The following is a 26,934-nucleotide window of genomic DNA, read 5'->3' as shown; positions in this document are numbered from 1 at the left end:
GACCAGCGATGGCCCTATGAGGCCACACAATAAACCGGCGCTCACGCACCTTCAGAGATCTCCTCAAGAAGCATCCTTGCGGCCGGGCCAATTCGAGACAATTCATCTGCTGCCATTTCACGACGCCAGACGCCAATGCGTTCCAGACGAGGCGGCGATCTGACGCCGGCCTGCTGCAGGAGCCTGTCCTCTTTGCTAACCACAAGCGACCCGTCAATGCGATACCTGGCGCGATGCTCGGCCAGTCGCAAGGGCGCACGCTCGAAGTACCGCAGCATTTGCGGCTGATAGTTCAAACCGACAAATTCGCACAAATCTTGCAACGCAGCCGCTGGTTCACGGATCAAATCAGCGAATCTCACCTCTCGATAGGCCAACCCTGCAGCCAATCTTCTGGCTCTACCGATCTGCTCAGCCCAGATATTCACGAGTTCTGCCCGGTCCTTTGTCGGGGCGAACCATCTCTGCCTCCATGAGACAGCAACGTCACGCCCGTCGCGGATAATATGGATAAAGCGAGCCTCGGGCAGCACCCGCGCCACGTCCGGCATGCTCAGAAGATACGACGGCGTCTTGTCTCCCGCCCTCGTTTTACCGTGTGCCTGTGCGTAGAGTTGGTAGAACAGCCTCAGAACATCTTCGAGTTGTGCGCCGACCGGCAGACTGCGCGCCTGCTGCAGGAACACGGCTTCATCCAGGCCAAAATCCGCCCATGCCGGTGAACCGTCCGGGAATCCCGTGATTGCGGACGCCGCCTGGCTTGGGTTGTCGCTTGCGGCGCGAATACGAGGACCAAGCAAGAATCCCGTCTCCGGCGGAATGGCCAGATCCGAATGCGAGTCCAACATCATTCGCAACAACGTCGTCCCGGACCGCGGCACGCCAACGATCACCGGGAATGGCGGGAGGCTGGGTTCGATCCGGCCCGCGCACACTATGATTTCCAGACGCTGTGCTTGATTCGACTGTAAGCCTGTACGGCCCGCCAGGCTCGCGAGGCCTTCATGGTCGACAACTCGTTCTCCAGGCGCGCAACCTGCTCACCCAGCTTCAAGGCTTCAGATTGTGCACGGGCCAACTCCGTCTCCAGTTTTTCGACTCTTTCCCGAGCTTCCGTGCCGGCTTTCAACTGCCCGGATCGCATAGTGGCCAGGTCGACACTGAGCTGCTCTGCTCTATGGCGGATGCGATTCCGGTCCTTAACGACAGGTGAGAGCCAGCGGAGATATCGAGAAGCAAGAGCAAGAGACTCCTTGGACGAAGCGGGATCCGAACGGCCATGCCAGGCATGTATGACCTCGCCGTAGAGCGCCAGATACTGCTCGGCGGCACCAGTCAACGATGCGGTGGCCCGCATCGTTGCGGCAACCTTTGAGGCGTCGGCGGGATCATAAGCCGCAAGGGCCTGTTGCACCACTTGCTGCGACAGCGGCTTCTGCAATGTGCGCACTCCGAAGTTGAGGCGGCGAAGCTCGTCAAGATTGGCAGACGTGACGAGCCCGGCGATTCGGGAGTAGTCCGAAACGACGACCGCGCATCCGGTCGCGAGGGCTTCCATCGCCGCTCGCGCCTTCGCGAACACAACATCATACTGGAGTAGGACTTCTTCCGGCGTGGCCGTGGGCCGGCCCGAACCGACACCGACAACGTCGAGCCGCTCGATGCCAAGGGAACGACACGCGTCGCGTATGGCGTCGTGGACCCCGGAGGCGTAGTTGCTGAATACGAGGGCGCTGCGAGGTTTTGGCGGAAGCGGCTGCCGCGGCGCGAAACGGTCGAGGTCCACAAAATTGTATATGGTGGAGATCTGATCCGGGCTGATGCCGTCAGCCGTCAAGAGGCGTTCCCGGCACAAATCGTCCACGGCGACATATTTGCGGATGGACGGAAATCGTGGGGGGCTCTCCTCCCATGGTATCCAGCCGTGACACACAAAGATGGCGGGCGTTTCTGGAAAATGCAGGGCTGCCGTCATTGTCTCGTGATGGTGATGCCCGTGGATTATATCTGGGGCTTCGGCAATCTTGGCGAGATCATCGACAACGGGGATGGTTGCCGCTTGCATTTCTTCGGCGACCGTTCCGAGCACGGTGCTGTAGGCGATCGGATTGTGCCCTTTTCGGACAAGCTCGAGGGCCAGATCGCGAACGACCAACTCTGAACCAGCCCTCTCGTGCAGCGTGTTGTTGGTGATAAGAATCCGCAGCGGTCGCGTTGGTCGATCAGAAGGCATGTGCCTGCGATCCTGCCCGCAGCACAACGACGAGCGGTCCAGCCATGCCCGAGCCTTCAACAATCATGACTGGCCGCCGAAGGCGCGCGCCCGCGCAGGGTTTCCAAATGAAGTTCCTCCGCTGTCAATGTCGCGCGTGACCACGCTGCCGGCGCCCACGAATGCGTTCTCCCCAATCGTCACGCCAGGCAGAATCAAGCTCCCGCCTCCTATACGCGCGCCCCTCATTATCACCGGATAGCGAAGCGCATCGCCATTCAACGGGTCATTGAGCGTGACAACGCCCGGACCGATGAAGACGTCATCCTCTATCGTGACCCCACGCGTAATGTGACATGCAGTCTGGATGGAGACGTTGTTGCCGATCTCACAGCTACAGATGTTGCAATGTGATCCGATCAAGCAGTTTGTGCCTATGACAGCGCCAGCATGAAGCAGCGAAAACGACCCAATGCGCGTGCCAGCTCCAATCCTGACGTCCTCCTGCACCTCGGTCAGGTGCATGTTGTAAAATAGAACCTCGGGATAACGCGAGGACAAGTCCATATCCTTCAACCTTCCCAAATGCGCTTTTCGCCAGACTCCCGCTCAAGCGGAAATGCAGGTTGGATCATCGAAGCGCTTTCCGTAGCGGACTGGGGCGGCTGTGTCACCTCGCCAATCTTGACCAAATTGCCCACGCCCTCAGGCCACGACTGCTCATTTTAACGATCCGTTAGGGTTAACGGAATATTGCTTCTGGTCGACGCTTGGCCCCTGCGGGTGGGCCGCGCGGACGAATGGGAGACCCGGGGGCAGATGTTGACCAGCCGCTCGATGAACGCAACGAGAAAAAGATTGCTTCGGGCGACAGTCGCGATCACGTTGGCAGCAACGGTCGCGGGTTGCGGCACGAGCAAGCTGACCACCGGCTCCATTTCAAGGGACGGCGGCAAGCCCGTCGAACAGATGTCCGCCAGCGAACTCGCCAACACGGGCGCCTCGCTCGGCAAATCCTACGCCGCCGATCCTTCCGACAAGTCGACGGCAATGCGCTATGCGCAGGTGCTGCAGATGAACGGCCGCACCGACCAGTCGCTGGCCGTCGTGCGCAAGCTGGCCATCGCCTATCCCAAGGATCGCGAAGTGCTCGCCGCCTACGGCAAGGCGCTCGCCAGCGCCGGCGAACTGGAGCCTGCGCTCGACGCGGTGCGCCGCGCGCAGACGCCAGAATATCCGGACTGGAAGCTGGTGTCGGCGGAAGCGGCGATCCTCGACCAGTTGGGCAAGTCCGGCGAGGCGCGCAAGCTCTACCGCCGCGCGCTCGACCTCAAGCCGAACGATCCCTCGATCCTCTCCAACCTTGGCATGTCCTACGTGCTGGAGGGCGATCTGAGGACCGCTGAGACCTATATGCGCTCGGCCTCCAGCCAGCCCAACGCCGACAGCCGCGTTCGCCAGAACCTGGCGCTCGTCGTCGGCCTGCAGGGTCGCTTCGAGGAAGCGGAGAAGATTGCCAGCGCCGAACTCTCACCCGAACAGGCGAAGGCCAACGTCACCTATCTGCGCGGCATGCTGGCCCAGCAGAACGCCTGGAGCCAGCTCAAGGACGACGACAAGAAGAAGTCCAAGGTCAACTGAGCGGCTTCCCATCGGCGACCGTCGACCGGCACGTTTCAGCCTGACGACAAGGCGCGCGGCGCCACGATCTTCGGCATGATTTTCCCGAGCATCGTCCAGCGCCAAAGCAGCTGGAAGGTCGAACTATTTCAATTGCTTAACTCACGCTGACAGATGCCCGAGGACAAATCCGGGCATCGCGACGCGCGAGCGGGAACGCCGGTCGTCGATCCGGGCAGACGCCCCTATGCGCGTCTACTGATGGTCGACCTTCTGGCTGTCGCCGAACAGGCCGCCACGCGCGCTGACCTGGATGGCGGCGGGACCGAGGATGATCGCAAAAAGCACCGGCAGGAAGAACAGGATCATCGGCACGGTGAGCTTGGGCGGCAGCGCGGCGGCCTTCTTCTCCGCGGCGTTCATGCGCATGTCGCGACTCTCATTGGCGAGCACGCGCAGCGCGTGGGCGACCGGCGTGCCATAACGCTCGGCCTGGATCAGCGCCTGGGTCACCGATTTCACCGATTCCAGCCCGGTGCGGGCATTCAGGTTCTCGTAGGCCTGCCGGCGTTCGGGAAGATAGGAGAGCTCGGCATTGGTCAGTATCAGTTCCTCGGCCAGCCCGACCGACTGGCCGCCGATCTCGTCGGCCACCTTCCTGATCGCGGCCTCGATCGACATGCCCGACTCCACGCAGATCAGCATCAGGTCGAGCGCGTCGGGCCATGCGAGCTGGATCGACTGCTTGCGCTTGGTGGCGCGGTTGTTGACGTAGAGAACCGGCGCGTAGAAGCCGCCATAGGCAGCGAGGATGCAGACGAAACCCTTGATGATGAGCGGCTGCTCCGGCAGGCCGCCGAGCAGGAACACGTAAGCGGCGGCAGCGAAGAAGAAGACGAACGGCAGCACAAGCCGGAAGAACAGGAAACGCGTGAGCGGATTCTGGCCGCGGAAGCCGGCGACCTTCAGCTTGGCGACGGTGTTCTCGTCGGCGAGCGCGCGCCGGAGGTCGAGCCGGTCGACGATGGCGCGCATGCCGAGCGACTGCTCCTCGCGCAGGCCCTTGCGGCGGCGGTCAGCCTCGGCGGCGAGCCGGGCGCGCTGCTTGATGCGCAGCTCGTCGCGCTCCAGCGCCACCGATTTCATTCGCGACTTCAACGTGTTGCCGGCGAGCGACGGCATCAGCGTGAAGAAGGTGGCGAAGACGGCGATGCCGACGAGCAGGGCGATCAGGAAGACCGGATCGGTGAGGCCCTTGACGACTTGAGCGGTCATGGTGCGCCCCCTACACTTCGAAGTTCATCATCTTGCGCATCACGAAGATGCCGATCGACATCCAGAGTCCGGACACGCCGAGGATGAGGTGACCGGTGCTGGTCGTGAACAGCGGCATGATGTAGTTCGGGCTGGACATGTAGACCAGGAAGGCGACGATGAAGGGCAGCGCGCCGATGATGGCGGCAGAGGCCTTGGCCTCCATCGACAGCGCTTGGACCTTCGCCTTCATCTTCTTGCGGTCGCGCAGGACGCGCGACAGGTTGCCCAGTGCTTCCGACAAATTGCCGCCGGCCTGCTGCTGGATCTGGATGACGATGCCGAAGAAGCCCGCCTCGGGGCAGGGCATCGTCTCCTGCATGCGCAGCGCTGCGTCCGGGATCGATATGCCGACCTGCTGCGCCTCGACGATGCGGCGGAACTCCGTCTTCACCGGCTCCTGCGCCTCCGAGGCGATCAGCCTGATGCCGTCGTTCAGCGGCAGGCCGGACTTCACCGCGCGCACGATGACGTCGAGCGCGTTGGGAAACTCGTTGAGGAACGCCTTCACCCGCCGGGCGCGGAGAAACGAAACGAACCAGCGCGGCAGGCCGAGCGCGCCGGCGAGGAGCGCACCCGGCAGGATGAGCAGTGGCGCACCGGCGAAATAGGCAAGCACCGTCAGCACGATGCCGCAGACGGCCGAATAGATGTAGAAGCGCTCGACGGAGACCTGCAGACCGGCCTGCTTGAGCTGAACCCTCAGGGGCGGCTTGCGGACATTCTTGTCAGTGGCGAGATGCTTGGCGTCGAGCTCCTTCAGCGAATCCTGCACCGACTTCCTGCGCTTCGCGGCTTCCGCGACTCGATCGCGATTCGCCTTTACGACCGACCGGTCGGTCTCCGCCTTCTTGACAGTGTCGAGCCGCCGCTCGGTAGTCTTTTCCTCGGCGATGGTGTTGAACAGAAACGCGTAGGCGACCGCACCGGCGCTGAAGCCGGCGAGCACGATGAAGACCAGTACGGTGGTGTCGACGCCGAACATTGCCTCAGCTTTTTCCCGATCCGCGCATCAGCTTGCACGCTTCTCCATCGAGTCCAGCGCCGAGGCCAGCCGCTGTTCCTCGCCATAGTAGCGCGCGCGCTCCCAGAAATGCGGCCGGCCGACGCCGGTCGAAACATGCTCGCCGATCAGCCTGCCGCCGGCGTCCTCGCCCTTGATGTTGTAGAGGACGAGATCCTGCGTGATGATGACGTCGCCTTCCATGCCGATCACCTCGGTGATGTGGGTGATGCGGCGGGAGCCGTCGCGCAGGCGCGCCGCCTGGATGATGACGTCGACAGAGCCGACGATGATCTCGCGTACCGTCCTCTGTGGCAGGGTGTAGCCACCCATGGCGATCATCGATTCCATGCGGTTCAGGCATTCGCGCGGGCTGTTGGAGTGGATAGTGCCCATCGAGCCGTCATGGCCGGTGTTCATCGCCTGGAGCAGGTCGAAGACCTCGGGGCCGCGCACCTCGCCGACGATGATGCGCTCGGGGCGCATGCGCAGGCAGTTCTTGACCAGGTCGCGCATGGTCACCTCGCCCTCGCCTTCGAGGTTGGGCGGGCGCGTCTCGAGACGCACCACATGCGGCTGCTGCAGTTGCAGCTCGGCCGAGTCCTCGCAGGTGATGACGCGCTCCTCGCGGTCGACGTAATTGGTCAGGCAGTTGAGGAGCGTCGTCTTGCCCGAGCCGGTGCCGCCCGAGATGATGACGTTGCAGCGCACGCGCCCGATGATCTTCAGCACCTCGGCGCCGGCCGGCGAGATGGCGCCGAACTTCATGATCTGGTCGAGCGTCAGCTTGTCCTTCTTGAACTTGCGGATGGTGAGCGCGGTGCCGTCGATGGCGAGCGGCGGCGCGATCACGTTGACGCGCGACCCGTCGGGAAGGCGGGCGTCGCAGATCGGGGAGGATTCGTCGACGCGGCGTCCGACCTGGCTGACGATGCGCTGGCAGATGTTGAGCAGCTGCTGGTTGTCGCGGAAGCGGATACCGGTCTGCTCGACCTTGCCGTTGACCTCGATGTAGACGTTCTTCGAGCCGTTGACCATGATGTCGGCGATGTCGTCGCGGGCGAGCAGCGGCTCGAGCGGGCCGTAGCCCAGCACGTCGTTGCAGATATCCTCGAGCAGCTCTTCCTGCTCGGCGATCGACATCGCGAAATTCTTGATCGCGATAATGTCGTTGACGATGTCGCGGATTTCCTCGCGCGCGCTGTCGGGATCGAGCTTGGCGAGCTGCGACAGGTCGATCGTGTCGATCAGCGCCGAGAAGACCTGGCTCTTGGTGTCGTAATAGCTCTCGCTGCGCTCGCGCTGGAGCCGACGCGGTTCAGGCACCGTCGGCGGCGCCTCGATCGGACGGCGCACGACGGGCGGCGCGGCCGATGCTGCCACCGGCTTGAGCTCCGGCGCTTGGGGCGCGGGCGCCGGCGGCTCTACCGCTGGCTGCACGGGTGGCCGGAATTCCGGCATCACTCTCGTGCCTTCGTCGTTGCCTCTTCTGCCGAACATCTTCTACCGATCCGCCCAGTCTGTTCTTCTCAACCTATTTCTTCTTCTTCAGTGCGAGCTTTCCGAGCAGGCCGCCCAGCGCGGCCTTCTTCTTCGCCTTGACCTCGCTGCGCCCCGTCAGCACATGCGCGATGTCGTTCATGACTGCTGTCACCGGGTGGGCGGCATCCATCTCGCCGAGCATGCGCCCATTATTGGCGGCGTTGCCGAACAGCAGCGGCTCGAACGGAATGACGGCGATCGGCGTGATGCCCAGCGGTTCGGAGAAGTCATTGGGCTTGATCTCGGGACGCTTGGGCACGCCGGCCTGATTGATGATCAGCTTCGGCGGCGGGTCATTGGGCCGGAGCCGCTTCAGCATGTCGATGAGGTTCTTGGTGTTGCGCAGGTTGGCGAGCTCCGGCGTCGCCGTGACGACGACCTCGTCCGCCTTGGTGAGGGTCGCCCTCGACCAGCCGGTCCAGACATGCGGCATGTCGAGCACGAGCAGCGGCGCGCTGCGCTGCGCGGTGTCGATGATCTGCGTGAAGGCGTCGTGGTCGAAGTCGTAGACGCGCTCCAGCGTCGAGGGCGCGGCGAGCAGCGAAAGATGCTCGGAGCACTGGGCCAGCAGACGGTCGAGATAGACTTCGTCGATGCGCTCGGGCGAGAAGACTGCTTCCGCGATGCCCTGCGCCGGATCCTGGTCGAAATTGATGTTCGCCGTGCCGAAGGCGAGGTCGAGGTCGGCGACCACCACTTCGGACTTGAACAGCGACGACATCGCCCAGGCGACGTTGTGCGCGATGGTCGAGGAGCCGGTTCCGCCCTTGGCGCCGATGAAGGCGATCGAGCGGCCGATCGGCTCCGCTTCGGGGTCGACGAAGATGGTGGAGACGACGCTCACCACATCGGCCATGGAGATCGGCGCAACGACATATTCGGAGATGCCGGAACGGATCAGCTCGCGGTAGAGGCCGACATCGTTGTAGTGCCCGATGACGACCACCTTGGTGCTGGGGTCGCAATGTTCGGCGAGCTCGTTGAGGGATTGCAGCATCTCCCTCGGCTCCTTGCGCGACTCCAGAATGATCAGGTTCGGGGTCGGCGCCGTCTGATAAAGCTCGATCGCCGTCGCAACCCCGCCCATATGAACCTTGAGGTGCGCCCTGGACATGCGGCGGTCCTCGCCGGCCCGCTCGATCGGCTGGGCGACACCTTCCGTTTCGCAAAACGCCTGAATGGAGATGCGCGGCACCGGGCGCAGCGCCTGCAAGGCGGCCATCTCCGGCGTCGCCGCCTCGTTGTCCTCAGGGCTGTCGTAAGCCAGATTCGTCATATTGCCCTCACCCCAATTCCGTGCACATCAGAAGCCGATGTTCTCGTTGAGAAGCGCGCCATTGGCCTGGTAGTCGGCTATGACGCCCTCGCGGTTGGCAGCGTCGATGGGCGACTGCTTGCGCGGGCCGAGCAGGTCGGACGGATTGGCGATCTGTGCGGCCACGTTGTTCTGGTAGGAGCAGCCGAAATTCGCGTAGTGCTTGTTCTCGCTGGTCTGGAGGAGGTCCTCCGGCCAGCGGCCGCATTTGTCGGTCTGCGCCCGCATGGCGGCGAACGACACCCGCACCGGGGCCGACACCTCTTCGGGCGAGGCCTGATAGGAGGCGATCATGATGCGGCTCGCCGGCACCCCGTTCTTCTTGGCGATATGGGCGAAGTCGCGGGCGACATCCGCCGCGGCGCGCGCATTGGCGGAGCCGGACGGCGCGATGATCGTCAAAGCCGGCGCGGCCGACTTGTCATAGCCGGCGAGGAAGCCTTCCAGCGAGGCGCGCTGCGAGGCGGTGGCGCCGCGGTCGCTCGCGCCGACGGGCAGGTCGAGCGTCTCCTCCTTCTCGGCGATGATGATCGGATGGTTGGTGCGGTAGTCGTCCGGAACCGCGCCGACCGTGATCGAATCGCGCTTCGCACAGCCCGACAGAAGCGCGACGGCCGCCGCCGCCAGCACGATGGCTGCCTTCCCCTTGAACGCAACGGACATGCCCTGGACCCCGCTCATTTGTAGATAAAGCCGACGACGCCGTGATAGCGGCCGTTGGGCAGATCGGTCTGCATCGTGCCGTAGACGCGGTTGACGCGGCCGAGGAACATGGCGGCGCCGTCGCTTGCGGCATTAAAATTGTCGTCCGGCTTGGCGAGCTGGTTACGCGCCGTCGGCCGGGCGATGTAGGGCGTCACGATGATGACCAGCTCGGTTTCGTTGCGCACGAAGTCGCGGCTGCGGAAGAGCGTGCCGAGCACCGGCAGCTTCGACAGGCCGGGCAACCCGTTCACGGCCTGCCTGACATCGTCGCGCACCAGGCCGGCGATCATCATCGAGCCGCCGGAGGGAAGTTCCACCGTGGTGTCGGCGAGGCGCCTGCGGATCGACAGCATGTTCACCGTCACGCCCCTGCCGCCGCTGGCAAAGCCGGGAGACTCGTTGGTCGGCTCCGAGACGGCCGTGCGGACCTTCAGGCTGATGCGTCCCGGCGAGAGGACCACAGGCCTGAACTCGAGGCCGATGCCATATTCGATCTTCTCGTATGAGAGCTGGACGTCGCCATCCCGGTTGTCGTCGCTGCGCGCGCTGCTGACGCTGTTGAGAACGTTGAATTCACCGCCGACCCGGAACGTCGCCTGCTCGCCCGACACCGCGGTCAAGGTCGGCTCCGCCAGCGTCTTCATGACGCCGGCCTGCTCCATCGCCTGCATATAGGCATCGATCAGCGTGTTGCCGACCGCGGCGCCTATCGACGCTTTGTTGGGAACGACACTGCCCAATCCGAGCGCGTTCTCGCTGATCGCACCCCAGCTTATCCCGTCGGAAGATCCCTCCGCCATCAGGCCGACATTGAGAGCCTTCATCACGTTGCGGCTGATCTCGGCGACCGTGACCTTCAGCATCACCTGGTCTTCGCCGATGATCTGGATCAGGTTGACGATGCCGCTGATCTGGCGCGAGGAATCCGGGTTGTTGATGTCGACGCCGCCGCCGTCGCTGCTCGCCGCCGCCGTCTGCGAATACTGACCGGTGGTCGCTTCACCGCCGCGCACCAGCATGTTGGCGATCTGCGCGGCGCGGGAGGCGTCGAGCGGCGTCTCGACCGTACCGGTCAGCACCACGTTGTCATTGATCAGCTCGACCTTCACGTCGGAGGTCGGGATGAAGCGCTTGATGTATTCCTCGACGCCGGTCGTGTCGCGCTCCACAGCCAAGTCGAGGCTGACGATCTGCTCGCCGCCGGGACCGAAGACGAAGATGTTGGTCTCGCCGACCGACTTGCCGAACAGATAGATGCGGCGCGCCGTGCGCGTCACCGCGTCGGCGACAGCCGGGTTGGCGACGAGTATGTCGTAGGCGTCGGCCGGCAGGTCGACGACGACGGACTTGTTCAGCCCGAGCTTGACCTTCTGGACGGCCGTCGTTGCGCTGACTCCCGCCTGCACGAAACCGCCGTCGATCGCTCCGGAATTGAGCTGACCGCCGGCATGAGCGGCCGGCAGCAGGCCGGCCCCGGCCAGCAGCAGGCCGAGCACGGCAACTGCCGCGGCGGCACGTCCGCCTCCCGACACGGGCAAAGCTACCCTTGAAGTCATTTCCTTGCCCCCACTTCGGAAACTTCGCCGGATTTGATCAGCCGGATCGTGCCCTTCTTGCCGTTGCCCGAGACGAGATAGTCCGCCTCGCCGGTCACTTGCTCGCGCGTGTCGACGAGCGAACGCAGCGACAGCGTCAGCCGGTCGGCCATCTGCTGGGCGACGGTGATGATCTCCGCCTGCTGCGGCGTCAGCTCGAGCGTCGCCGTCTCGCCGACCTTGACGCGACGGCCTTCCTCGTCCTCCTGGATCGCCTGGTCGATCGCCAGCACGCGGATGTTCTTGAGGATGGTCTCGGTGACGAAGCCGCCGGTCGTGCCGGCCGTGTCGGAACGCCGCGTCATGATCACGTCGACGTAGTCGTTGGGAAGGATGAAGCCGCCGGCCGATGTGTCGGCCGCGATCTGGGTCGCCACCGCCCTGTAGCCGGTCGGCAGGATGGAGGACATGAAGCTCTGGCCCTCGCCGATGAGCTTCGACTTGCGCAGCGGCTCGCCGGAATACATGGCCACGCGGGCGATCGAGCCGCTGTACTTCTCGAGCGCCTCGGGATCACTGTCGCGGGTGATGAAGTTCTCGTTGACGCCGTCAGACGGCCAGGACTGCCAGCCGAGCTGCTCACCGACCGCGCCGCCCATGGGCACGTCGCCTTCGAGCACCAGCACCTCGGTCAGATCGATCGCCGGAGCCGCCTGCTCCACGATGACCTCCGGAGGCGGCGCGGCCATCATGTTCTTCGCGACGTAACCGGCACCGCCCGCCGCAGCGACTGCTACACCCAAAATGATCAGTCGGGATGCCGCCATTGTCCAAACCCTCGTACTGGGCAAAACCCTCAAGCCGAGGCGGATAATGCAGTCCCAATCGTCAAATTAAGGTTAATGCATTGCTTACGATCGTGCTTAATTAAAAGTTTACGCGAATGGTCGCGATCGATGCGCTGGCTGTACGGTCCCGACGCTTCACCGGGTGCCCAAGCTCTCCAGCGCCCACACCACCAGGGGCGAGCCGGGATAGGTGACGAGCCCTCCGATGCCGAGCGCGATGCCATAAGGAATGCCGCCCTTGGGATCGGCGAAGTTCCTCAGGAACATGTTGTGGCCCGTGTACACGGCGAGCGCGGAGCCGCGATAAGCAAGGATCGCCAAAGTGAGCATGCCGCCGAGGAAAGCCGAGGCGACCAGATATTCGACAAGCTGCAGGCTGAAGCCCATCCACACCGCCGTAGCCGCCAGGAGCTTGGCGTCGCCGCCGCCCATGCCGCCGAGCGCGAACAGGCTGAAGGTCACCGCCAGCACCAGGCCGCCGGCGGCCAGATGCCAGCCATAGGCTGCCCAGCCCATGCCGGTCAGCGGCGCGACGACCATGAAGACCACAAGGAGGAGCAACGGCACCCGGTTCGCGATCGTCATCGAAACCGTGTCGGACACGGCCGCGAAAACCATGCAGAACGGGAAAACGACAAAGATCAGCGCTTCAAGCATGACCGGGTTCCGCCAGGATGCATCTCCGCACTCCATACGACATGCGCCCTTAACCGCGGGTGAAAAGAGTGCTGCGGATTCTCCGGGAAGAAGCGGACGTCGCATACGAAAAGGCCGCCCCGTTGGGACGGCCTTTCCAGATCAACCGATGGATCGGCCGATATTACTTCAGCGCGGTGGCGATGTTGTTGAACTTGGTGCCGATCGCGTTGCCGACGGCGCCGGCGCCGACCATGATGGCCAGAGCGATGAGGGCAGCGATCAGACCGTATTCGATGGCGGTCGCGCCCGATTCGTCCTTCACGAAACGTGCAAAGATGTTGGACATGCTAGAGCTCCTACTCCGTGTTACAGCACTTCCGTCAACTTCTGTGACCGGTTGATCGGATGACCGCACTGTAGGAGGAAGCTCTTTCAAACGGCTTAAAGAACAGCATTACCAAATCCTTTCGGCCGATAGCGCTTCGGGTGGTTAACGGCAGATCAACGGTCATCCGGCGCGGAGAAGCCCTGTGCAAGGGCACAAGCCGCACGGTTTTCGGCAGGCATAACAGGATGTCGACGGGAGGCTGGAGCCCGACGCCGGCGGTCACACCTGGCCCACTTAACCGTTGGTTCACCAATATCGTTCATCTTCCGTTGAACCTACTGACTCCCGGAGAGAGCCGCATGGCGAAGCACGGTCTGTCCCTTGGACTCGCATTCCTGGTCGCCGCGGCGGCAATGCCCGCCCTGGCGGAAGGCATCGCCGTGACGATGAACCAGGCTAAGATCGTCAAGCTGTCGCGTCCGGCGGACACCATAGTCATCGGTAATCCGGAGATCGCCGACGCCTCGGTCCAGGACGCCTCGACCGTGGTGCTGACAGGCAGGGGTTTCGGGGTGACCAACCTCGTCATCCTCGACGAGACCGGGGCGCCGATCATCGACGAGCAGGTGACGGTGAGCCGCTCGACGGCCGCAACGCTGCGCATATACAGGCGCGCGTCAGTGCAGACGCTATCCTGCACGCCCTATTGCGAAAGCTCCTACAAGACAGACGCCGAGCGCCAGTCCGAACAGGACATGAGCGGCGAGTAGTCCCGCGCCGGCGAGGACGCCTCCCGCAACCGTTAACGCCGAGTAAAAACCGTCGAGACAATTGCGGCTATTAACAAAACGCGACCTCAACCGGCACGCGCTAGAGTCCCGCCGATGACGCATCAGGATCGGCAGGGGCCCGAGATGAGCATGCAATCCGAATCCAGGAAGAAAGGGCGCCGGCGGGGCTTGCTTGCGCTATTCCTGCGCAATCGCAGCGGCAGCACGGCGATCGAATTCACGCTGCTTTCGATCCCCTTCGCGATGCTGGTCTTCGCCATACTCGAAACCTGCATCTCTTTCGCCAGCCAGCAGGTCATGGCGAACATCACCGACGATATCGCCCGAGAGATTCGCACCGGACAGCTCAAGCCCGGTCCGCAACTCACCGAGGCCGCCCTGAAGCAGAAAATCTGCGACAGGCTGGACATCATCGTCGCCGAAGGCTGCCCGGGACTGGAGGTCGACCTGCGCGAGTTCCCGACCTTCGCGGCCGCCGCGACAGTCCGCATCAAGCTCGTCGACGGGGACATAGACACGACGAATTTCTATCCGCCGACTCCCGGAAAATCGATGTCGATAAACATGCTGCGCGTCTTCTACAGATGGCCGGTCATCACCGACTTCATGTCCAAGCTGATCTCGAACCTGAAGGACGGAAAGACGCTGCATTTCGCGACCGTCACCTGGAAGAACGAGCCGTTCGACGACTGAGATACGCTTCGGTGGGGCGAAGCCTGAAAGGGACAGGGAATGTCTAAACGTGCGGGGGCACAGTTTCTGGAGTGGGCGAGGCGATTGTTTCGCGACCGAAGCGGCGTGGCGGCGCTCGAATTCGCGCTCATCGTGCCGCTGCTGCTCTGTCTCTATTTCGTGACGATGGAGGTCGCCCAGGCGATAGAGACCAACAAGAAGGTCGGCCGCATCGCCTCGATGTCGGGCGACCTCGTCGCCCAGTTGCAGGAAGTCAGCAAATCCGAACTCGAAGGCATCATGCGCATCGGCGAGTCGACCCTGCAGCCCTACAACCGCAGCCGGGCGAGCATCACCATCACGGCGATCGAAGTCACCGACGAGGCCACGCCGCAGACCAAGGTTGTCTGGTCGCGCAAGCTGGTCGACGGGACTTTCAGCGTGGGGGAGGCGAAGGACACCGTAGTCACCATCCCGCCGGCGCTGCGCATCAAGGGCAGCTTCCTGATCCGCGCGGAAAGCTCGCTGGCCTACGCGCCGGTCATCACCTGGGCGGCGTCCTCCAAGACCACGCTCGGGCTGGCATCGGCCTTCGACGGCATCGCGATGGGAGAGCTCTATTATCTCAGGCCGCGCATGAGCATGAAGATCCCCTGCTCCGACTGTTACTGACGGATGGGCTTCATTCGGTCCGTGGCGGCCGCTCCGCCAGCATCCGCATCATGTCGAGAGCGGGTCCGTAGTCCGTTCGCGAAGCGGCGGTGAAGCCGCCCAGATAGTGCAGCTCCAGCCGCTCGTACATGTCCGGGTCGGCTTCCTTCAGCCCGGTCAGGAAAGCCGTCAGCCGCCGCTTGGGCTCGGGATCGAGATCGCTCGACACGGCATGGGGCCCGTAGCGCAGCACATCCGAGCGCCAGACGACGGCGAGCGTGGCCCGATCGGCGCCCGCCGCTTCCAATCGTGACAGCGTACCGCCTTCGATCTCCGGCGCCCCGGCAGGCACCGCCGGCACCCAGCCGAAGATCGCGTCGACGTCGCCACGGACAAGCATCGCCTCGGCCGTCTCGGCGGAATCCGCCTGCACGAAAAAGTCCTCATTGCCGCTGAGCGGCCTGCCATCGGGACGGAACGCCGCCAACGGCAGAAGGTGGCCAGCGACGCTGTCGGCTGGCAGTAGCGCGATGCGGCGTCCGGCGAGATTTTCCGGCGAGGACAGGCGGCCGTCCTTAGCGATCAGCACCGAGCGGATGCCGATCGACCCGTCCACGCCCGTCGGCGCCACCAGAGGCTCCACGCATTCGCAGCGCCGGTAAGCAGAGGCGTAGGCCGAGGCGCTGTAGATGGCGTATTCGATGCGCGAAGAGGCCTGCGCGTCGATCAGCGCCGCATAGCTGCGCGCGACGAAGAACTCGACCTTCAGCCCGAGAGCCTTGGTGAAGGCGTCGTTGAGCTCGGCAAGCCCGGCGATCGTGTCGCCGGCGCCGGGCTCGCCGACGACGCCTACCCTGAAGGTGCCGATCTCCTCACGCCAGTCGGCCGAGGCCGGGGCCGCCAGGCACGCGGCCATGGCGCAGAATGCCGCGCCCATCAGTTTCGCTGGTGTCAGCAATGGGCTGCCGCCTCTCTTTCCGAATTGCCAATGTCCGTGGCAAAACCTATGTCTGGCCTATCCTCCTCCGGCAACAGGAGCCAACACTTATCCAATGTCGCGTGCGTTCCTGTTCGTCCTCGATTCCTTCGGCATCGGCGGTGCCGATGACGCCGCGCGTTTCGGCGACACGGGCTCGGACACGTTCGGTCACATCGCGGATGCATGCGCCGCCGGCAAGGCCGACCGGGAAGGATTGCGGCACGGCCCGCTCGACCTTCCCAACATGATGTCGCTCGGCCTCGGGCGCGCCGCCGGAACGGCCTCGGGCTATCCGAAGGCCGGGGACGCGCTGCGCCCTTCCGCCTTCCACGGCGCCGCGCAGGAAGTCTCGTCGGGCAAGGACACACCGTCCGGCCACTGGGAGATCGCCGGCCTGCCGGTGCCGTTCGAATGGGGCTATTTCTCGAAGACCGTTCCGACCTTCCCGGCCGAACTCACCGAAGCGATCATCCGCGAGGGAGGGCTGCCGGGCATACTCGGCGATTGCCATGCGTCCGGTACCGAGATCATCGAAAGGTTCGGCGAAGAGCATATCCGGACCGGCAAGCCGATCTTCTATACTTCCGCCGACTCCGTCATCCAGATCGCCGCGCACGAGGAGCATTTCGGGCTGGAACGGCTCTACGAACTCTGCGGACTCGTCCGCAGGCTTGCCGATCCGCTGAACATCGGCCGCGTCATCGCGCGGCCCTTCGTCGGCGAAACCGCGGCCACTTTCGAGCGCACCGCCAATCGCCGCGACTATGCTGTCCCGCCGCCGGAGCCGACCCTGCTCGACCGGCTGGTCGCGCGCGGCTCGCAGGTCGTCGGCGTCGGCAAGATCGGCGATATCTTCGCTCACCGCGGCGTCTCCGAGGTGCGCAAGGGCGTCGGCAATATGGCGATGTTCGACGTGGCGCTCGAAGCGATGGCCGACGCGCAGGATGGCGATCTCGTCTTCGCCAATTTCGTCGACTTCGACACGCTGTACGGCCACCGCCGCGACGCCGCCGGCTATGCCGCAGCGCTCGAAGCCTTCGACCGGCGCCTGCCGGAGGCGCTGGCGCAGCTACGGCCCGGTGACCTGCTTCTGCTCACAGCCGACCACGGCTGCGACCCGACCTGGAGCGGCACCGACCACACGCGCGAGCGCGTACCGGTCTTCGGCGTCGCGCCCGGCCTTGCCGGCGGCGACGCCGGGCTGCGCACAACCTATGCCGATATCGGCGAGACGGTCGCCGAGCATCTCGGCCTGCCGCCTGGCCGTCACGGTGCGTCATTCCTCAAGGTCATTTCCTGATATGCCTGAGCTTCCCGAAGTCGAGACCGTCCGGCGCGGCCTGCAGCCGGTCATGGAAGGCGCGCACATCGTCTCGGTCGAGACGCGGCGGCCGGACCTGCGCTTCCCTTTCCCGCCCAATTTCGCAGAACGCCTTTCCGGAAAGAAGATCGTCTCGCTCGGCAGGCGCGCAAAATACCTGACCGCCGAGATCGAGAGCGGGCCGATGCTGATCTGCCATCTCGGCATGTCGGGATCCTTCCGCATCGAGGAAGAAAGCGGCGCCTCGACGCCCGGCGAATTTCATTACGAGCGCTCCAAGGCGGCCGCGCATGACCATGTCGTCTTCCACCTCGCCTCGACGCGCGGCAGAAAATCGAAGGTCGTCTTCAACGATCCGCGCCGCTTCGGCTTCATGCTGTTCGCCGACGAGAGGAACGAGCATCCGATGCTCGCCGATCTCGGCGTCGAGCCGACCGGCAACGCGCTCGACGGCAGGCTGCTTTCCGACCTGCTGCGCGGCCGGAAAGCTCCGCTCAAGGCGGCCCTCCTCGACCAGACGCTGATCGCCGGCCTCGGCAATATCTATGTATCGGAAGCGCTGTGGCGCGCCGGACTGTCGCCGCGCCGCGGCGCCGGCACGATCGTGCCGGCCAACGGCAGGACCAGCGAACGAGCCGAGAAGCTAGCCTACGCCATCCGCTCGGTCATTGCCGACGCCATCGAGGCGGGCGGCTCGTCGCTGCGCGACTATGTGCACGCCGACGGCTCGCTCGGCTATTTCCAGCATTCCTTCTCGGTATACGACCGCGAGGGCGAGCCCTGCCGCAAGTCCGGCTGCACCGGCACGATCGCGCGCATCGTCCAGAGCGGCCGTTCGACATTCTATTGCCCGGTCTGCCAGCGCTGATGCGGCATGGGCCAAGAGGAGCGAAGACCATGAACTACGAAACGATCCTGGTGGAGACGCGGGGCAAGGTCGGGCTTGTCACGCTGAACCGTCCCAAGGCGCTCAACGCGCTGAACGCCCAAGTGCTGGCGGACCTGCTCGCCGTGCTAAAGGCGTTCGATGCCGATCCCGGCATCGCGGCCTGCGTCATCACCGGTTCGGAAAAGGCCTTCGCGGCCGGCGCCGACATCAAGGAGATGGCGTCGATGAACTATGTCGACGCCTATGTCGCCGATACGTTTTCCGGCTGGGAGGACTTCGCCCTCACCCGCAAGCCGGTGATCGCCGCAGTCGCCGGTTATGCGCTGGGCGGCGGCTGCGAACTCGCCATGATGTGCGACTTCATCATCGCTGCCGATACCGCGAAGTTCGGCCAGCCGGAGATAACGCTGGGCGTCATGCCCGGCATGGGCGGCTCGCAGCGGCTGACCCGCTTCGTCGGCAAGTCGAAGGCGATGGACATGGTGCTGACGGGGCGCATGATGGATGCGGCCGAGGCCGAGCGCTGCGGGCTCGTCTCGCGCGTCGTGCCGGCCGCCGAACTGATCGCGGAGGCGCTGAAGGCCGCGGACAAGATCGCCGGCTTCTCGCTGCCATCCGTGATGATGGCCAAGGAGGCGGTCAACCGGTCCTATGAGACGACGCTCGCCGAGGGGCTCCGCTTCGAGCGGCGCCTCTTCCATTCGATGTTCGCGCTGGAAGACCAGAAGGAGGGCATGGCGGCGTTTGTCGAGAAACGTCCGCCCGCATTCAGGAACCGTTGAACGCGAATCCCGGAAACTCTCGTTGACGCGCCGGAAAAGCTGAACTATAAGCCCGCCCAATCGAGGCGGCCTTGCGGCTGCCCCTTTGTTTTTGCGCGCTGCCGTCTATCGCATGGCGCTCACCGATAAACACGAAGAGAGGCATCATGGCCAATACATCCTCGGCCAAAAAGGCGGCGCGCAAGATGGAGCGCAAGGCTGCCATCAACAAGAACCGCCGTTCGCGCGTTCGCACCTATGTGCGCAAGGTCGAAGAGGCCCTGGTCGCCGGCGACAAGGCTGCAGCCGAAGCCGCCTTCAAGGCAGCGCAGCCGGAACTGATGCGCGCCGCGAGCAAGGGCGTGCTGCATTCCAACACGGCTTCGCGGAAGGTTTCGCGTCTCGCCCAGCGGGTGAAGTCGCTCTCCGCCTGACCCCTTTCTGCAGTTCTGCAGCTCTATCGAACCCGGCGCCACGCGCCGGGTTTTTGTTTGCCGGACAATGGCTTGCGAAGAGCCTTCCGGGACGTTTTCCGCTGTCTTTCCAACCACCCTGTTGCTTTGCCGGCATATGCGCTGTTTCTTAACTGCGCAGGGCCTGCCGCCGCTTTTTCAGGGGGTAAACCCGCACAAAAATTTCCCTTTGTTTTCAGATGTTTGCAAAGGGTTATCCACAGGTTCCACAAAGGCCGCCCACCGCTTGGGGGACAAGTCGGTGTCAAGCGAATAATTTAAAAAAATTTCCTACGGGAGCCGGGATTTTTCTGTCCGTCGGAAAAGGTTTTGAATCACAAAGGCTTTGGTGTTTTCGGCCTCCGGAAAGCCGCCTGAATCGACCCTGCGCACCGCCCGATTCATTAAAATTTGGTTAGTCTCGCACTTGCCCAATCCGCGCCGCTTTTTGTAAAGTCCGACCATCGAAAAGGACGGGCCCCAAACCCGACAAACCAGCCAAATCCGGCGAAGTTTGCGACCACGGATGATTCCGCGGTGGGGGAAGGTTTTGTCCATTCGAAAGCGAGTGGGGTTAGCAACAGCGCGGGGAAATTCGGCTCTGGCCGTTTGCCGGACCGAGCACCCTTTTGTCCAGCGATGGCGCACTAGCGGCATCGTGGGTGCTAGTCGCACGAAACTGAGGCAGTCGCTGTCAGGCGGGCAGCGACGGCGGATACGAGGAAGCGGGGATTAAGATGCAAAGCGGCATAGAAAGAGAAGCCCACGGCGGACTTCTCTTTCCTGTAAACTTGACCGGGGGCAACGACATGGCGGCTGCGAACGAGGCGGAGAAGATTTTCGAACGCACGCGGACGCAGTTGAAGGCTCGGTTGGGCAGCGAAGTCTACTCGAGCTGGTTCGGGCGCATGAAGCTCGCCGAGGCCTCCAAGGGCGTCGTGCGGCTGTCGGTCCCGACGGCCTTCCTGAAATCCTGGATCAACGGCCACTATCTCGATCTCATCGCCGGTCTCTGGCGGGAGGAACAGCCCGACCTGCTGCGCGTCGAGATCGTCGTGCGCAGCGCCACGCGACAGGTCCGCCCGGCGATCGAGAGCGAGCCGGAGCCGGCCCGCAAGCCGGTTCGCCCGGCGCAGACCGCGCTCGGCTCGGGCACGATCGGCAAGGCCGAGCCGCAGCCCTCGCCCCGCACCGGCGCCGCTCCGGCGACCGAGTTCCGCCAGGGCGTGCTCGGGTCGCCGCTCGACCAGCGCTACACCTTCCAGTCCTTCGTCGAGGGTCCGTCGAACCGCGTGGCGCTGGCGGCGGCGCGCGCCGTCGCCGAATCCGCGTCACGCTTCAACCCGCTCTTCCTTCATGCGACGGTCGGGCTCGGCAAGACGCATCTGCTCCAGGCGATCGCCGCCGAGTCGCTCCGGCAGAACCCGAAGTCGCGCGTCGTCTACCTGACGGCCGAATATTTCATGTGGCGCTTCGCCACCGCCATCCGCGACAACAATGCGCTGACGCTCAAGGAGCAACTGCGCGACATCGATCTCCTGATCATCGACGACATGCAGTTCCTGCAGGGCAAGTCGATCCAGCACGAGTTCTGCCACCTGATCAACATGCTGCTCGACAGCGCCAAGCAGGTCGTGGTGGCGGCCGACCGGCCGCCAGCGGAGCTCGAATCGCTCGAGCCGCGCGTGCGCTCGCGCCTCAACGGCGGCGTGGCGCTGGAGATGTCGGCGCCGGACTACACGATGCGCCTCGGCATGCTGAAGATGCGCCATACGGTGGCCAAGACCGAAGATGCGTCGATCGACATCTCGGAGGAAATCCTCGCCCACATCGCGCGCACCGTCACGGGCAGCGGCCGCGAGCTGGAAGGCGCGTTCAACCAGCTCCTGTTCCGCCAGAGCTTCGAGCCGCAGTTGACGCTCGAGCGCATCGACGAAATCCTCGGCCATATCTACCGCTCCGGCGAGCCGAAGCGCGTGCGCATCGAGGACATCCAGCGCATCGTGGCCCGCCACTACAACGTGTCCAAGACCGAGCTGCTGTCCAACCGGCGCACGCGCACCATCGTCAAGCCCAGGCAGATCGCCATGTATCTCGCCAAGGTGATGACGCCGCGCTCGCTGCCGGAGATCGGGCGCCGCTTCGGCGGAAGGGACCACACCACGGTCCTCCACGCCGTGCGCAAGATCGAGGACCTGTCGGGCAACGACAACACGCTGGCGCAGGAGCTGGAATTGCTGCGCCGCCTGATCAACGACCAGGCCTGAGGCGCTTCCGGAGCCCTGCCGGGCTCCCGCGGAAGAAGATCACGCTCCGGGCGACCGGAGCGCCAGCTCCCGGCCGGTTCTCGTCGTCCGGCCGGGAGCTTTACCGTTTATCCCCCGGAAAGCCTCGGGAAGCCGCCCGGCATGGCCCGGCGGGCTTGCGCTCCGGCCTCTTTTCCTGTCATTTTGCGGCGATTCCGAAGCTGTTTTCAGGCCTGTAGCGGAATTCCGGACCCGGAACTCCGGCTCTTACTTACAAGCGAGCTCGTTTGGTCATGCGTGTCATCCTCGAACGGTCGAACCTCCTCAAGTCGCTGAACCACGTCCACCGCGTGGTCGAGCGCCGCAACACGATCCCGATCCTCTCCAACGTGCTGCTCAACGCATCCGGCGCGATCCTCGAGATGAAGGCGACAGACCTCGACCTCGAGGTCACCGAGGCGACCCCGGCCAATGTCGAGCGCGCCGGCGCGACGACCGTGCCCGCGCATCTCCTCTACGACATCGTGCGCAAGCTGCCCGAGGGCGCCGAGGTGATGCTGAGGACCGACGAGGACGGCAACGCCATGTCGGTGATCTCGGGCCGCTCGAGCTTCCGCCTGCAGTGCCTGCCCCAGTCCGACTTCCCCGAACTCTCGGCAGGCTCCTTCTCGCACATCTTCCGCATCGATTCGGCGGCGCTGAAGGCGCTGATCGACAAGACGCAGTTCGCGATCTCGACTGAGGAGACGCGCTACTACCTCAACGGCATCTACTTCCACGCCATCGAGACGGGCGGCAAGCTGAAGCTGCGCTCGGTCGCAACCGACGGCCACCGCCTCGCGCGGGCCGAAATGGAGGCGCCAGCGGGCTCAGAAGGCATGCCGGGCATCATCATCCCGCGCAAGACGGTGAGCGAACTGCAGAAGCTCGTCGATGTGCCCGACGTCGCGGTCGCCACCGAGCTTTCCGACACCAAGATCCGCTTCACGATCGGCAGCGTGGTGCTGACCTCGAAGCTGATCGACGGCACCTTCCCCGACTACCAGCGCGTCATCCCGACCGGCAACGACAAGGCGCTCGTCATCGACCGCCAGACATTCGCCGCCGCGGTCGACCGCGTATCGACCATCTCGTCGGAGCGCGGCCGCGCGGTGAAGCTGTCGATCTCCGACGGCCAGGTGACGCTTGCAGTCAACAATCCCGATTCCGGCAGCGCGACCGAAGAACTCGCGGCCGACTATTCCTCCGACCCGATCGAGATCGGCTTCAACGCGCGCTACCTGCTCGACGTCGCGGCGCAGCTTTCCGGCGGCGACGCGCGCTTCATGCTGGCCGACGCCGGCTCGCCGACGCTGATCCAGGACACGGCGGACGAAAACGCGCTCTACGTGCTGATGCCGATGCGGGTGTAGGCCGCCACGAACGAAGTTGACCCTGTGACATGACGCCGACGCCAGAAAAGACCGGCGCCGGTTCGGTGTTCATCCGCAGGCTGACGCTTACGGATTTCCGCAACTACGCCTCGCTTTCGCTCGACCTCGGGCCGGGCATGGTCGTGTTCTCGGGAGAGAACGGCGCCGGCAAGACCAACCTGCTCGAAGCGATCTCGCTGCTTTCGCCGGGACGCGGGCTGCGCCGCGCACCCTATGCAGAGGTCACGCGCGAGGGTGGCGCTGCCGGTTTTGCCGTGCATGCCAGCCTCGACGGCCCGCAAGGTCCGTTCGAGATCGGCACCGGGACGGCCGGGCTGGAGCCGGGCGGCGAAGGCGGCCGGCGCGTGCGCATCAATTCGGCGCAGGCGGCGGCCGACGACCTCCTGGAATGGCTGCGGGTGCTGTGGCTGACGCCGGCGATGGACGCGCTCTTCACCGGACCTGCCGGCGACCGACGCCGCTTCCTCGACCGGCTGGTGCTGGCGATCGACCCGGGCCATGGCCGCCGCGCTCAGGATTACGAGAAGGCGATGCGCGGCCGCAATCGGCTGCTGTCGGAGGGTTCGCGCGACTGGGCCTATTTCGACGCGATCGAGATGCAGATGGTGGAAGCCGGCACCGCCATCGCGGCCGCGCGCGCCGAGATGGTGCGGCTGCTTGCGGCGATGATCGACCGGCTGCCGCAAGGGCCGTTCCCGCAGGCCGACCTTGCCGTGTCCGGCTCGCTCGAAGCCATGGTCGGCCACGCGCCAGCGGTGGAGATCGAGGAGAGCTTCCGCCGGACGCTGGCTTCCGGCCGCGAGCGCGACCGCGCGGCGGGGCGTACGCTCGACGGGCCGCACCGCTCCGACCTCATCGTCCGCCACCGCCCGAAATCCATGCCGGCCGAACTCTGCTCCACCGGCGAGCAGAAGGCGCTGCTTGTCGGCATCGTGCTGTCGCATGCGCGGCTCTCGGGTGAGATGTCGGGCGGCGTGCCGATCCTGCTGCTCGACGAGATCGCCGCGCATCTCGACGCCGGCCGGCGGGCGGCGCTGTTCTCGATCCTCGAAGAACTCGGCTGCCAGACCTTCATGACCGGCACGGAGGCGACGCTCTTCTCCAGCATCGTCGGCCGGGCGCAGTTCCTCACCGTCGACCACGGCAGCGTGCGCGCGACCGAGGGGCACTGACAAGCCTTCGCGGCAGCGGTATGGTCCGGCCATGGATGCCGCCGCCCCACTTTCACCGGAAGAACTCGAGCGCTATGCGCGCCACATCGTGCTGCCCGAGATCGGCGGCGCCGGCCAGCAGAGGCTGAAACGCGCCCGCGTGCTGGTGATCGGCGCGGGCGGCCTCGGGGCGCCGATGCTGCAATATCTCGCAGCGGCCGGCGTCGGTACGCTCGGCATCGTGGACGACGACACCGTGTCCCTTTCCAACCTGCAGCGGCAGGTGATCCACGACACGACCTCGGTCGGCAAACCGAAGCTCGACAGCGCCAGGGCCGCCATCGAACGCATCAATCCGAATGTGGGCGTCGAACTGCACGCTATGCATATCGACAACGGCAACGCCGCCGCGCTCGTCGCGCAATATGACCTCGTCGCCGACGGCTCGGACAATTTCGAGACCCGCTATGCCATCGCGGACGCCTGCGCAGCGGAAAGTCGCCCGCTTGTGCATGCCACGGTCGGCCGCTTCGACGGCCAGATTACCGTGCTGAAACCGTATGAGACCGGAGCCGACGGCAGGCCCAATCCATCCTACCGCGACCTTTACCCGGAGCCTCCGCCGGCGGGCCTCGTCCCCTCCTGCTCGGAAGCCGGCATACTGGGCGCGTTGACCGGCGTTGTCGGGACAATGCAGGCGCTGGAAGCGATCAAGCTCATCACCGACATCGGCGAGCCGCTGGTCGGCCGGCTGCTGCTCTACGACGCGCTCGCCGCCCGCTTCGACACGATCCGCTACAAGGCGCGCGGATGACGGCGGCCTTCCGGAAGTGACTCGCGTGGGACTGACGCTGACCGCCGAGGAGCGCGCCGTCGCGGACGGTATGTTCGGCGCGGGGGCGGCGATGGCGATGCGCATCGTCGCCGAAAGCGCGAGACTGCTCGGCGCGCCGCGGCTCATCCCGATCGCCTCGGCGCATATAGACGGCGCGCTCTATCACGGGGATTCCGGCACGCTCTTTGCGGAAAAACTCGTCGAGGGTGGCGCGCGCGTCGCCGTCCGCTCGACGCTCAATGTCGGGGCGCTCGACCTCATGGGCTGCTCGCGCGTCAGGCTGGAGGAGCCGGCGCGGGGCATGGCCCGGCGCATGACGGAAGCGTATCGCAGGCTCGGCTGCGAGCAGAGCTGGACCTGCGCGCCCTACCAGGCTGGGCACCGGCCGGATTTCGGCACTGATGTCGCCTGGGGCGAGTCCAACGCAGTGGTCTTCTGCAATTCAGTGCTCGGGGCGCGGACGAATCGCTACGGCGATTTTCTGGATATCGCGTCCGCGATCACCGGCCGCGCACCGGACTACGGACTGCACAGGCCAGAGAACCGGCGCGCGACGCTCGTCTTCGACGTTTCCGCCCTGCCCACCACTTTCCTCGCTTCCGAGATCGCCTGGCCGGTACTGGGCAGCCTCTATGGCCGCGAGGTCGGCAATGCGGTCGGTGTGGTCGTCGGCGTAGACACCCATCCTGGCGAGGATGCGCTGAAGGCGTTCGGCGCGGCTGCGGCCTCCTCAGGCGCGGTCGGCCTGTTCCATATCGCCGGCGTGACGCCCGAGGCGACGACGCTGGCCGCAGCACTCGGCGGACGGGAGCCGGAGGCAGTCATCCGGGTCACCAAGGAGATGGCGGCGAAAGCCCGGGCGTCGCTTTCGACGGCTGCCGCATCCGACCGGCTCGACGCCGTCGCCATCGGCAGCCCGCATCTGTCGCTCGCCGAATTCGACGCGCTGGAGCGGCTGGTTGCCGGACGCAGGCTCGCGGTGCCGATCTATGCCTGCACCGGCCGCCATGCGCTGGCGGAACTGGACCGCGCGGGGCGGCGCAGGGCGCTGGAGACGTCGGGCATCACCATCGTCGCCGACACCTGCGTCGTGGTCACGCCGATCCTGCCCGAACGGCTGGGTGCCGTGCTGATGACCAATTCCGGCAAGTTCGCGCATTACGCACCGGGCAATACCGGCTATGCCGTGCTTTACGGCTCGCTTCGCGACTGCGTGGAAAGCGCGGCGAGCGGCAGACCGGTGTTCACGGATCTGGCATGAGCAAGGTTGCCGATACCGCGCAAGGCGAGATCCTTGTCGCCGGCGAACCCGGCTCCGGTCCGGCGCTGGTGCTCTCAGCGCCGATCAGTTTTTGGGGCGGCGTCGATCCAAAGAGCGGAACCATCGCCGATGTGCGCCATCCAGAACACGGCCGCTCGGTCGCGGGGAGTGTGCTGTTCCTGCCGGGCACGATCGGCTCGTCGTCGGCCTCTGCCGTGCTGCTGGAACTCGTCCATAACGGCCATGCGCCGGCCGCGCTCGTTCTCCACGAACCGGATGCCATCCTGCTGCTTGGCCTGATCGTCGCCAGGGAGATGGGCTGGAGGACGCCGGTCGCGGTGCGGCTGGATCGAAACGGCTTTCAAAGCTTCGCCGGCAAAGACGTTTCTGTTTCGACTGAAGGCCTGCTTGAGATCAGCGCTGTCTGACCG

The 26,934-nt window shown here is 64.8% G+C and carries 27 protein-coding genes; 14 read left to right on the top strand and 13 right to left on the bottom strand.

Going from position 1 to position 26,934, the window contains the following annotated elements; all coding sequences use genetic code 11:
- Window positions 1-41 precede the first annotated feature (41 nt).
- The 3 genes from D8676_RS02075 to D8676_RS27825 form a co-directional block, all read right to left on the bottom strand.
- Window positions 42-881, bottom strand: coding sequence for a sulfotransferase (locus tag D8676_RS02075; protein WP_281034269.1), 840 nt, complete (start codon window positions 879-881; stop codon window positions 42-44).
- A gap of 53 nt (window positions 882-934) precedes the next feature.
- Window positions 935-2,233, bottom strand: a complete 1,299-nt coding sequence (locus tag D8676_RS02070) for a glycosyltransferase (protein WP_121579160.1) — start codon at window positions 2,231-2,233, stop codon at window positions 935-937.
- A gap of 63 nt (window positions 2,234-2,296) precedes the next feature.
- The gene (locus D8676_RS27825; RefSeq protein ID WP_210210687.1) at window positions 2,297-2,773 is read right to left on the bottom strand and encodes an acyltransferase; all 477 of its coding nucleotides are present in this window, start codon (window positions 2,771-2,773) and stop codon (window positions 2,297-2,299) included.
- Between the two features lie 258 nt (window positions 2,774-3,031).
- Between D8676_RS27825 and D8676_RS02060 the strand changes: the two genes are divergently transcribed.
- A complete protein-coding gene (locus D8676_RS02060; RefSeq protein ID WP_121579159.1) occupies window positions 3,032-3,853 on the top strand; it encodes a tetratricopeptide repeat protein in 822 nt (273 codons plus the stop codon).
- Between the two features lie 234 nt (window positions 3,854-4,087).
- On the opposite strand, the gene D8676_RS02055 is transcribed toward D8676_RS02060, so the two are convergent.
- The 9 genes from D8676_RS02055 to D8676_RS02015 form a co-directional block, all read right to left on the bottom strand.
- Window positions 4,088-5,107 carry a type II secretion system F family protein gene (locus tag D8676_RS02055; RefSeq protein ID WP_121579158.1) on the bottom strand — a complete coding sequence of 340 codons (1,020 nt, stop codon included), beginning with the start codon at window positions 5,105-5,107 and terminating at the stop codon, window positions 4,088-4,090.
- 10 nt (window positions 5,108-5,117) lie between these two features.
- Window positions 5,118-6,131: a type II secretion system F family protein gene (locus D8676_RS02050; RefSeq protein ID WP_121579157.1), complete on the bottom strand. Its 1,014-nt coding sequence runs from the start codon at window positions 6,129-6,131 to the stop codon at window positions 5,118-5,120.
- A 27-nt stretch (window positions 6,132-6,158) separates the two neighbouring features.
- Window positions 6,159-7,649, bottom strand: a complete 1,491-nt coding sequence (locus tag D8676_RS02045) for a CpaF family protein (RefSeq protein ID WP_121579156.1) — start codon at window positions 7,647-7,649, stop codon at window positions 6,159-6,161.
- Between the two features lie 34 nt (window positions 7,650-7,683).
- Window positions 7,684-8,967 carry a CpaE family protein gene (locus tag D8676_RS02040; RefSeq protein ID WP_121579155.1) on the bottom strand — a complete coding sequence of 428 codons (1,284 nt, stop codon included), beginning with the start codon at window positions 8,965-8,967 and terminating at the stop codon, window positions 7,684-7,686.
- Window positions 8,968-8,994: 27 nt separating this feature from the next.
- Window positions 8,995-9,669, bottom strand: coding sequence for a CpaD family pilus assembly protein (locus D8676_RS02035; RefSeq protein WP_245426524.1), 675 nt, complete (start codon window positions 9,667-9,669; stop codon window positions 8,995-8,997).
- A 14-nt stretch (window positions 9,670-9,683) separates the two neighbouring features.
- Window positions 9,684-11,267: a type II and III secretion system protein family protein gene (locus D8676_RS02030; RefSeq protein ID WP_121579153.1), complete on the bottom strand. Its 1,584-nt coding sequence runs from the start codon at window positions 11,265-11,267 to the stop codon at window positions 9,684-9,686.
- Complete coding sequence (gene cpaB, locus D8676_RS02025; protein ID WP_121579152.1) at window positions 11,264-12,073, bottom strand: Flp pilus assembly protein CpaB; 810 nt, start codon at window positions 12,071-12,073, stop codon at window positions 11,264-11,266. Before cpaB ends, D8676_RS02030 begins: the two co-directional genes overlap by 4 nt.
- A 156-nt stretch (window positions 12,074-12,229) precedes the next feature.
- Window positions 12,230-12,751, bottom strand: a complete 522-nt coding sequence (locus tag D8676_RS02020; protein WP_121579151.1) for a prepilin peptidase — start codon at window positions 12,749-12,751, stop codon at window positions 12,230-12,232.
- 163 nt (window positions 12,752-12,914) lie between these two features.
- Window positions 12,915-13,079: a Flp family type IVb pilin gene (locus tag D8676_RS02015; RefSeq protein ID WP_121579150.1), complete on the bottom strand. Its 165-nt coding sequence runs from the start codon at window positions 13,077-13,079 to the stop codon at window positions 12,915-12,917.
- Window positions 13,080-13,420: 341 nt separating this feature from the next.
- Here D8676_RS02015 and D8676_RS02010 point away from each other — a divergent pair, with 341 nt between their 5' ends.
- The 3 genes from D8676_RS02010 (at window position 13,421) to D8676_RS02000 (ending at window position 15,196) form a co-directional block, all read left to right on the top strand.
- Window positions 13,421-13,831: a pilus assembly protein N-terminal domain-containing protein gene (locus D8676_RS02010; RefSeq protein ID WP_121579149.1), complete on the top strand. Its 411-nt coding sequence runs from the start codon at window positions 13,421-13,423 to the stop codon at window positions 13,829-13,831.
- Window positions 13,832-13,975: 144 nt separating this feature from the next.
- Window positions 13,976-14,545, top strand: coding sequence for a TadE/TadG family type IV pilus assembly protein (locus tag D8676_RS02005; RefSeq protein ID WP_121579148.1), 570 nt, complete (start codon window positions 13,976-13,978; stop codon window positions 14,543-14,545).
- 84 nt (window positions 14,546-14,629) lie between these two features.
- Window positions 14,630-15,196 (top strand): TadE/TadG family type IV pilus assembly protein, encoded by a 567-nt coding sequence (locus tag D8676_RS02000; protein WP_348628992.1) that lies wholly within the window; start codon window positions 14,630-14,632, stop codon window positions 15,194-15,196.
- A gap of 10 nt (window positions 15,197-15,206) precedes the next feature.
- On the opposite strand, the gene D8676_RS01995 is transcribed toward D8676_RS02000, so the two are convergent.
- The gene (locus D8676_RS01995; RefSeq protein ID WP_245426522.1) at window positions 15,207-16,133 is read right to left on the bottom strand and encodes a PhnD/SsuA/transferrin family substrate-binding protein; all 927 of its coding nucleotides are present in this window, start codon (window positions 16,131-16,133) and stop codon (window positions 15,207-15,209) included.
- A 94-nt stretch (window positions 16,134-16,227) separates the two neighbouring features.
- Here D8676_RS01995 and D8676_RS01990 point away from each other — a divergent pair, with 94 nt between their 5' ends.
- The 10 genes from D8676_RS01990 (at window position 16,228) to D8676_RS01945 (ending at window position 26,931) form a co-directional block, all read left to right on the top strand.
- Window positions 16,228-17,454 (top strand): phosphopentomutase, encoded by a 1,227-nt coding sequence (locus D8676_RS01990; RefSeq protein ID WP_121579145.1) that lies wholly within the window; start codon window positions 16,228-16,230, stop codon window positions 17,452-17,454.
- Window position 17,455: 1 nt separating this feature from the next.
- A complete protein-coding gene (gene mutM / locus D8676_RS01985) occupies window positions 17,456-18,343 on the top strand; it encodes a bifunctional DNA-formamidopyrimidine glycosylase/DNA-(apurinic or apyrimidinic site) lyase (protein WP_121579144.1) in 888 nt (295 codons plus the stop codon).
- A gap of 29 nt (window positions 18,344-18,372) precedes the next feature.
- Window positions 18,373-19,146, top strand: a complete 774-nt coding sequence (locus D8676_RS01980) for an enoyl-CoA hydratase (protein ID WP_121579143.1) — start codon at window positions 18,373-18,375, stop codon at window positions 19,144-19,146.
- A gap of 146 nt (window positions 19,147-19,292) precedes the next feature.
- Complete coding sequence (rpsT, locus tag D8676_RS01975) at window positions 19,293-19,559, top strand: 30S ribosomal protein S20 (protein ID WP_121579142.1); 267 nt, start codon at window positions 19,293-19,295, stop codon at window positions 19,557-19,559.
- A 755-nt stretch (window positions 19,560-20,314) separates the two neighbouring features.
- Window positions 20,315-21,844 carry a chromosomal replication initiator protein DnaA gene (dnaA, locus tag D8676_RS01970; RefSeq protein ID WP_121579141.1) on the top strand — a complete coding sequence of 510 codons (1,530 nt, stop codon included), beginning with the start codon at window positions 20,315-20,317 and terminating at the stop codon, window positions 21,842-21,844.
- A gap of 272 nt (window positions 21,845-22,116) precedes the next feature.
- Complete coding sequence (gene dnaN / locus D8676_RS01965) at window positions 22,117-23,235, top strand: DNA polymerase III subunit beta (protein WP_121579140.1); 1,119 nt, start codon at window positions 22,117-22,119, stop codon at window positions 23,233-23,235.
- A 29-nt stretch (window positions 23,236-23,264) separates the two neighbouring features.
- A complete protein-coding gene (gene recF / locus D8676_RS01960) occupies window positions 23,265-24,428 on the top strand; it encodes a DNA replication/repair protein RecF (protein WP_121579139.1) in 1,164 nt (387 codons plus the stop codon).
- A gap of 31 nt (window positions 24,429-24,459) precedes the next feature.
- Window positions 24,460-25,221 (top strand): molybdopterin-synthase adenylyltransferase MoeB, encoded by a 762-nt coding sequence (locus tag D8676_RS01955; protein WP_121579138.1) that lies wholly within the window; start codon window positions 24,460-24,462, stop codon window positions 25,219-25,221.
- A gap of 25 nt (window positions 25,222-25,246) precedes the next feature.
- Entirely contained in the window at window positions 25,247-26,503 is a 1,257-nt protein-coding gene (locus tag D8676_RS01950; RefSeq protein WP_121579137.1) for an aconitase X catalytic domain-containing protein, read from the top strand.
- Window positions 26,500-26,931, top strand: coding sequence for a DUF126 domain-containing protein (locus D8676_RS01945; RefSeq protein ID WP_121579136.1), 432 nt, complete (start codon window positions 26,500-26,502; stop codon window positions 26,929-26,931). The genes D8676_RS01950 and D8676_RS01945 overlap by 4 nt, the downstream gene beginning before the upstream one ends.
- Window positions 26,932-26,934: the final 3 nt, after the last annotated feature.

Source organism: Mesorhizobium sp. YM1C-6-2, assembly GCF_003666685.1.
GTDB lineage: Bacteria > Pseudomonadota > Alphaproteobacteria > Rhizobiales > Rhizobiaceae > Mesorhizobium_K.
The sequence above is the reverse complement of the archived record's forward strand: the minus strand, read 5'-3'. Positions and strand labels throughout refer to the sequence as shown.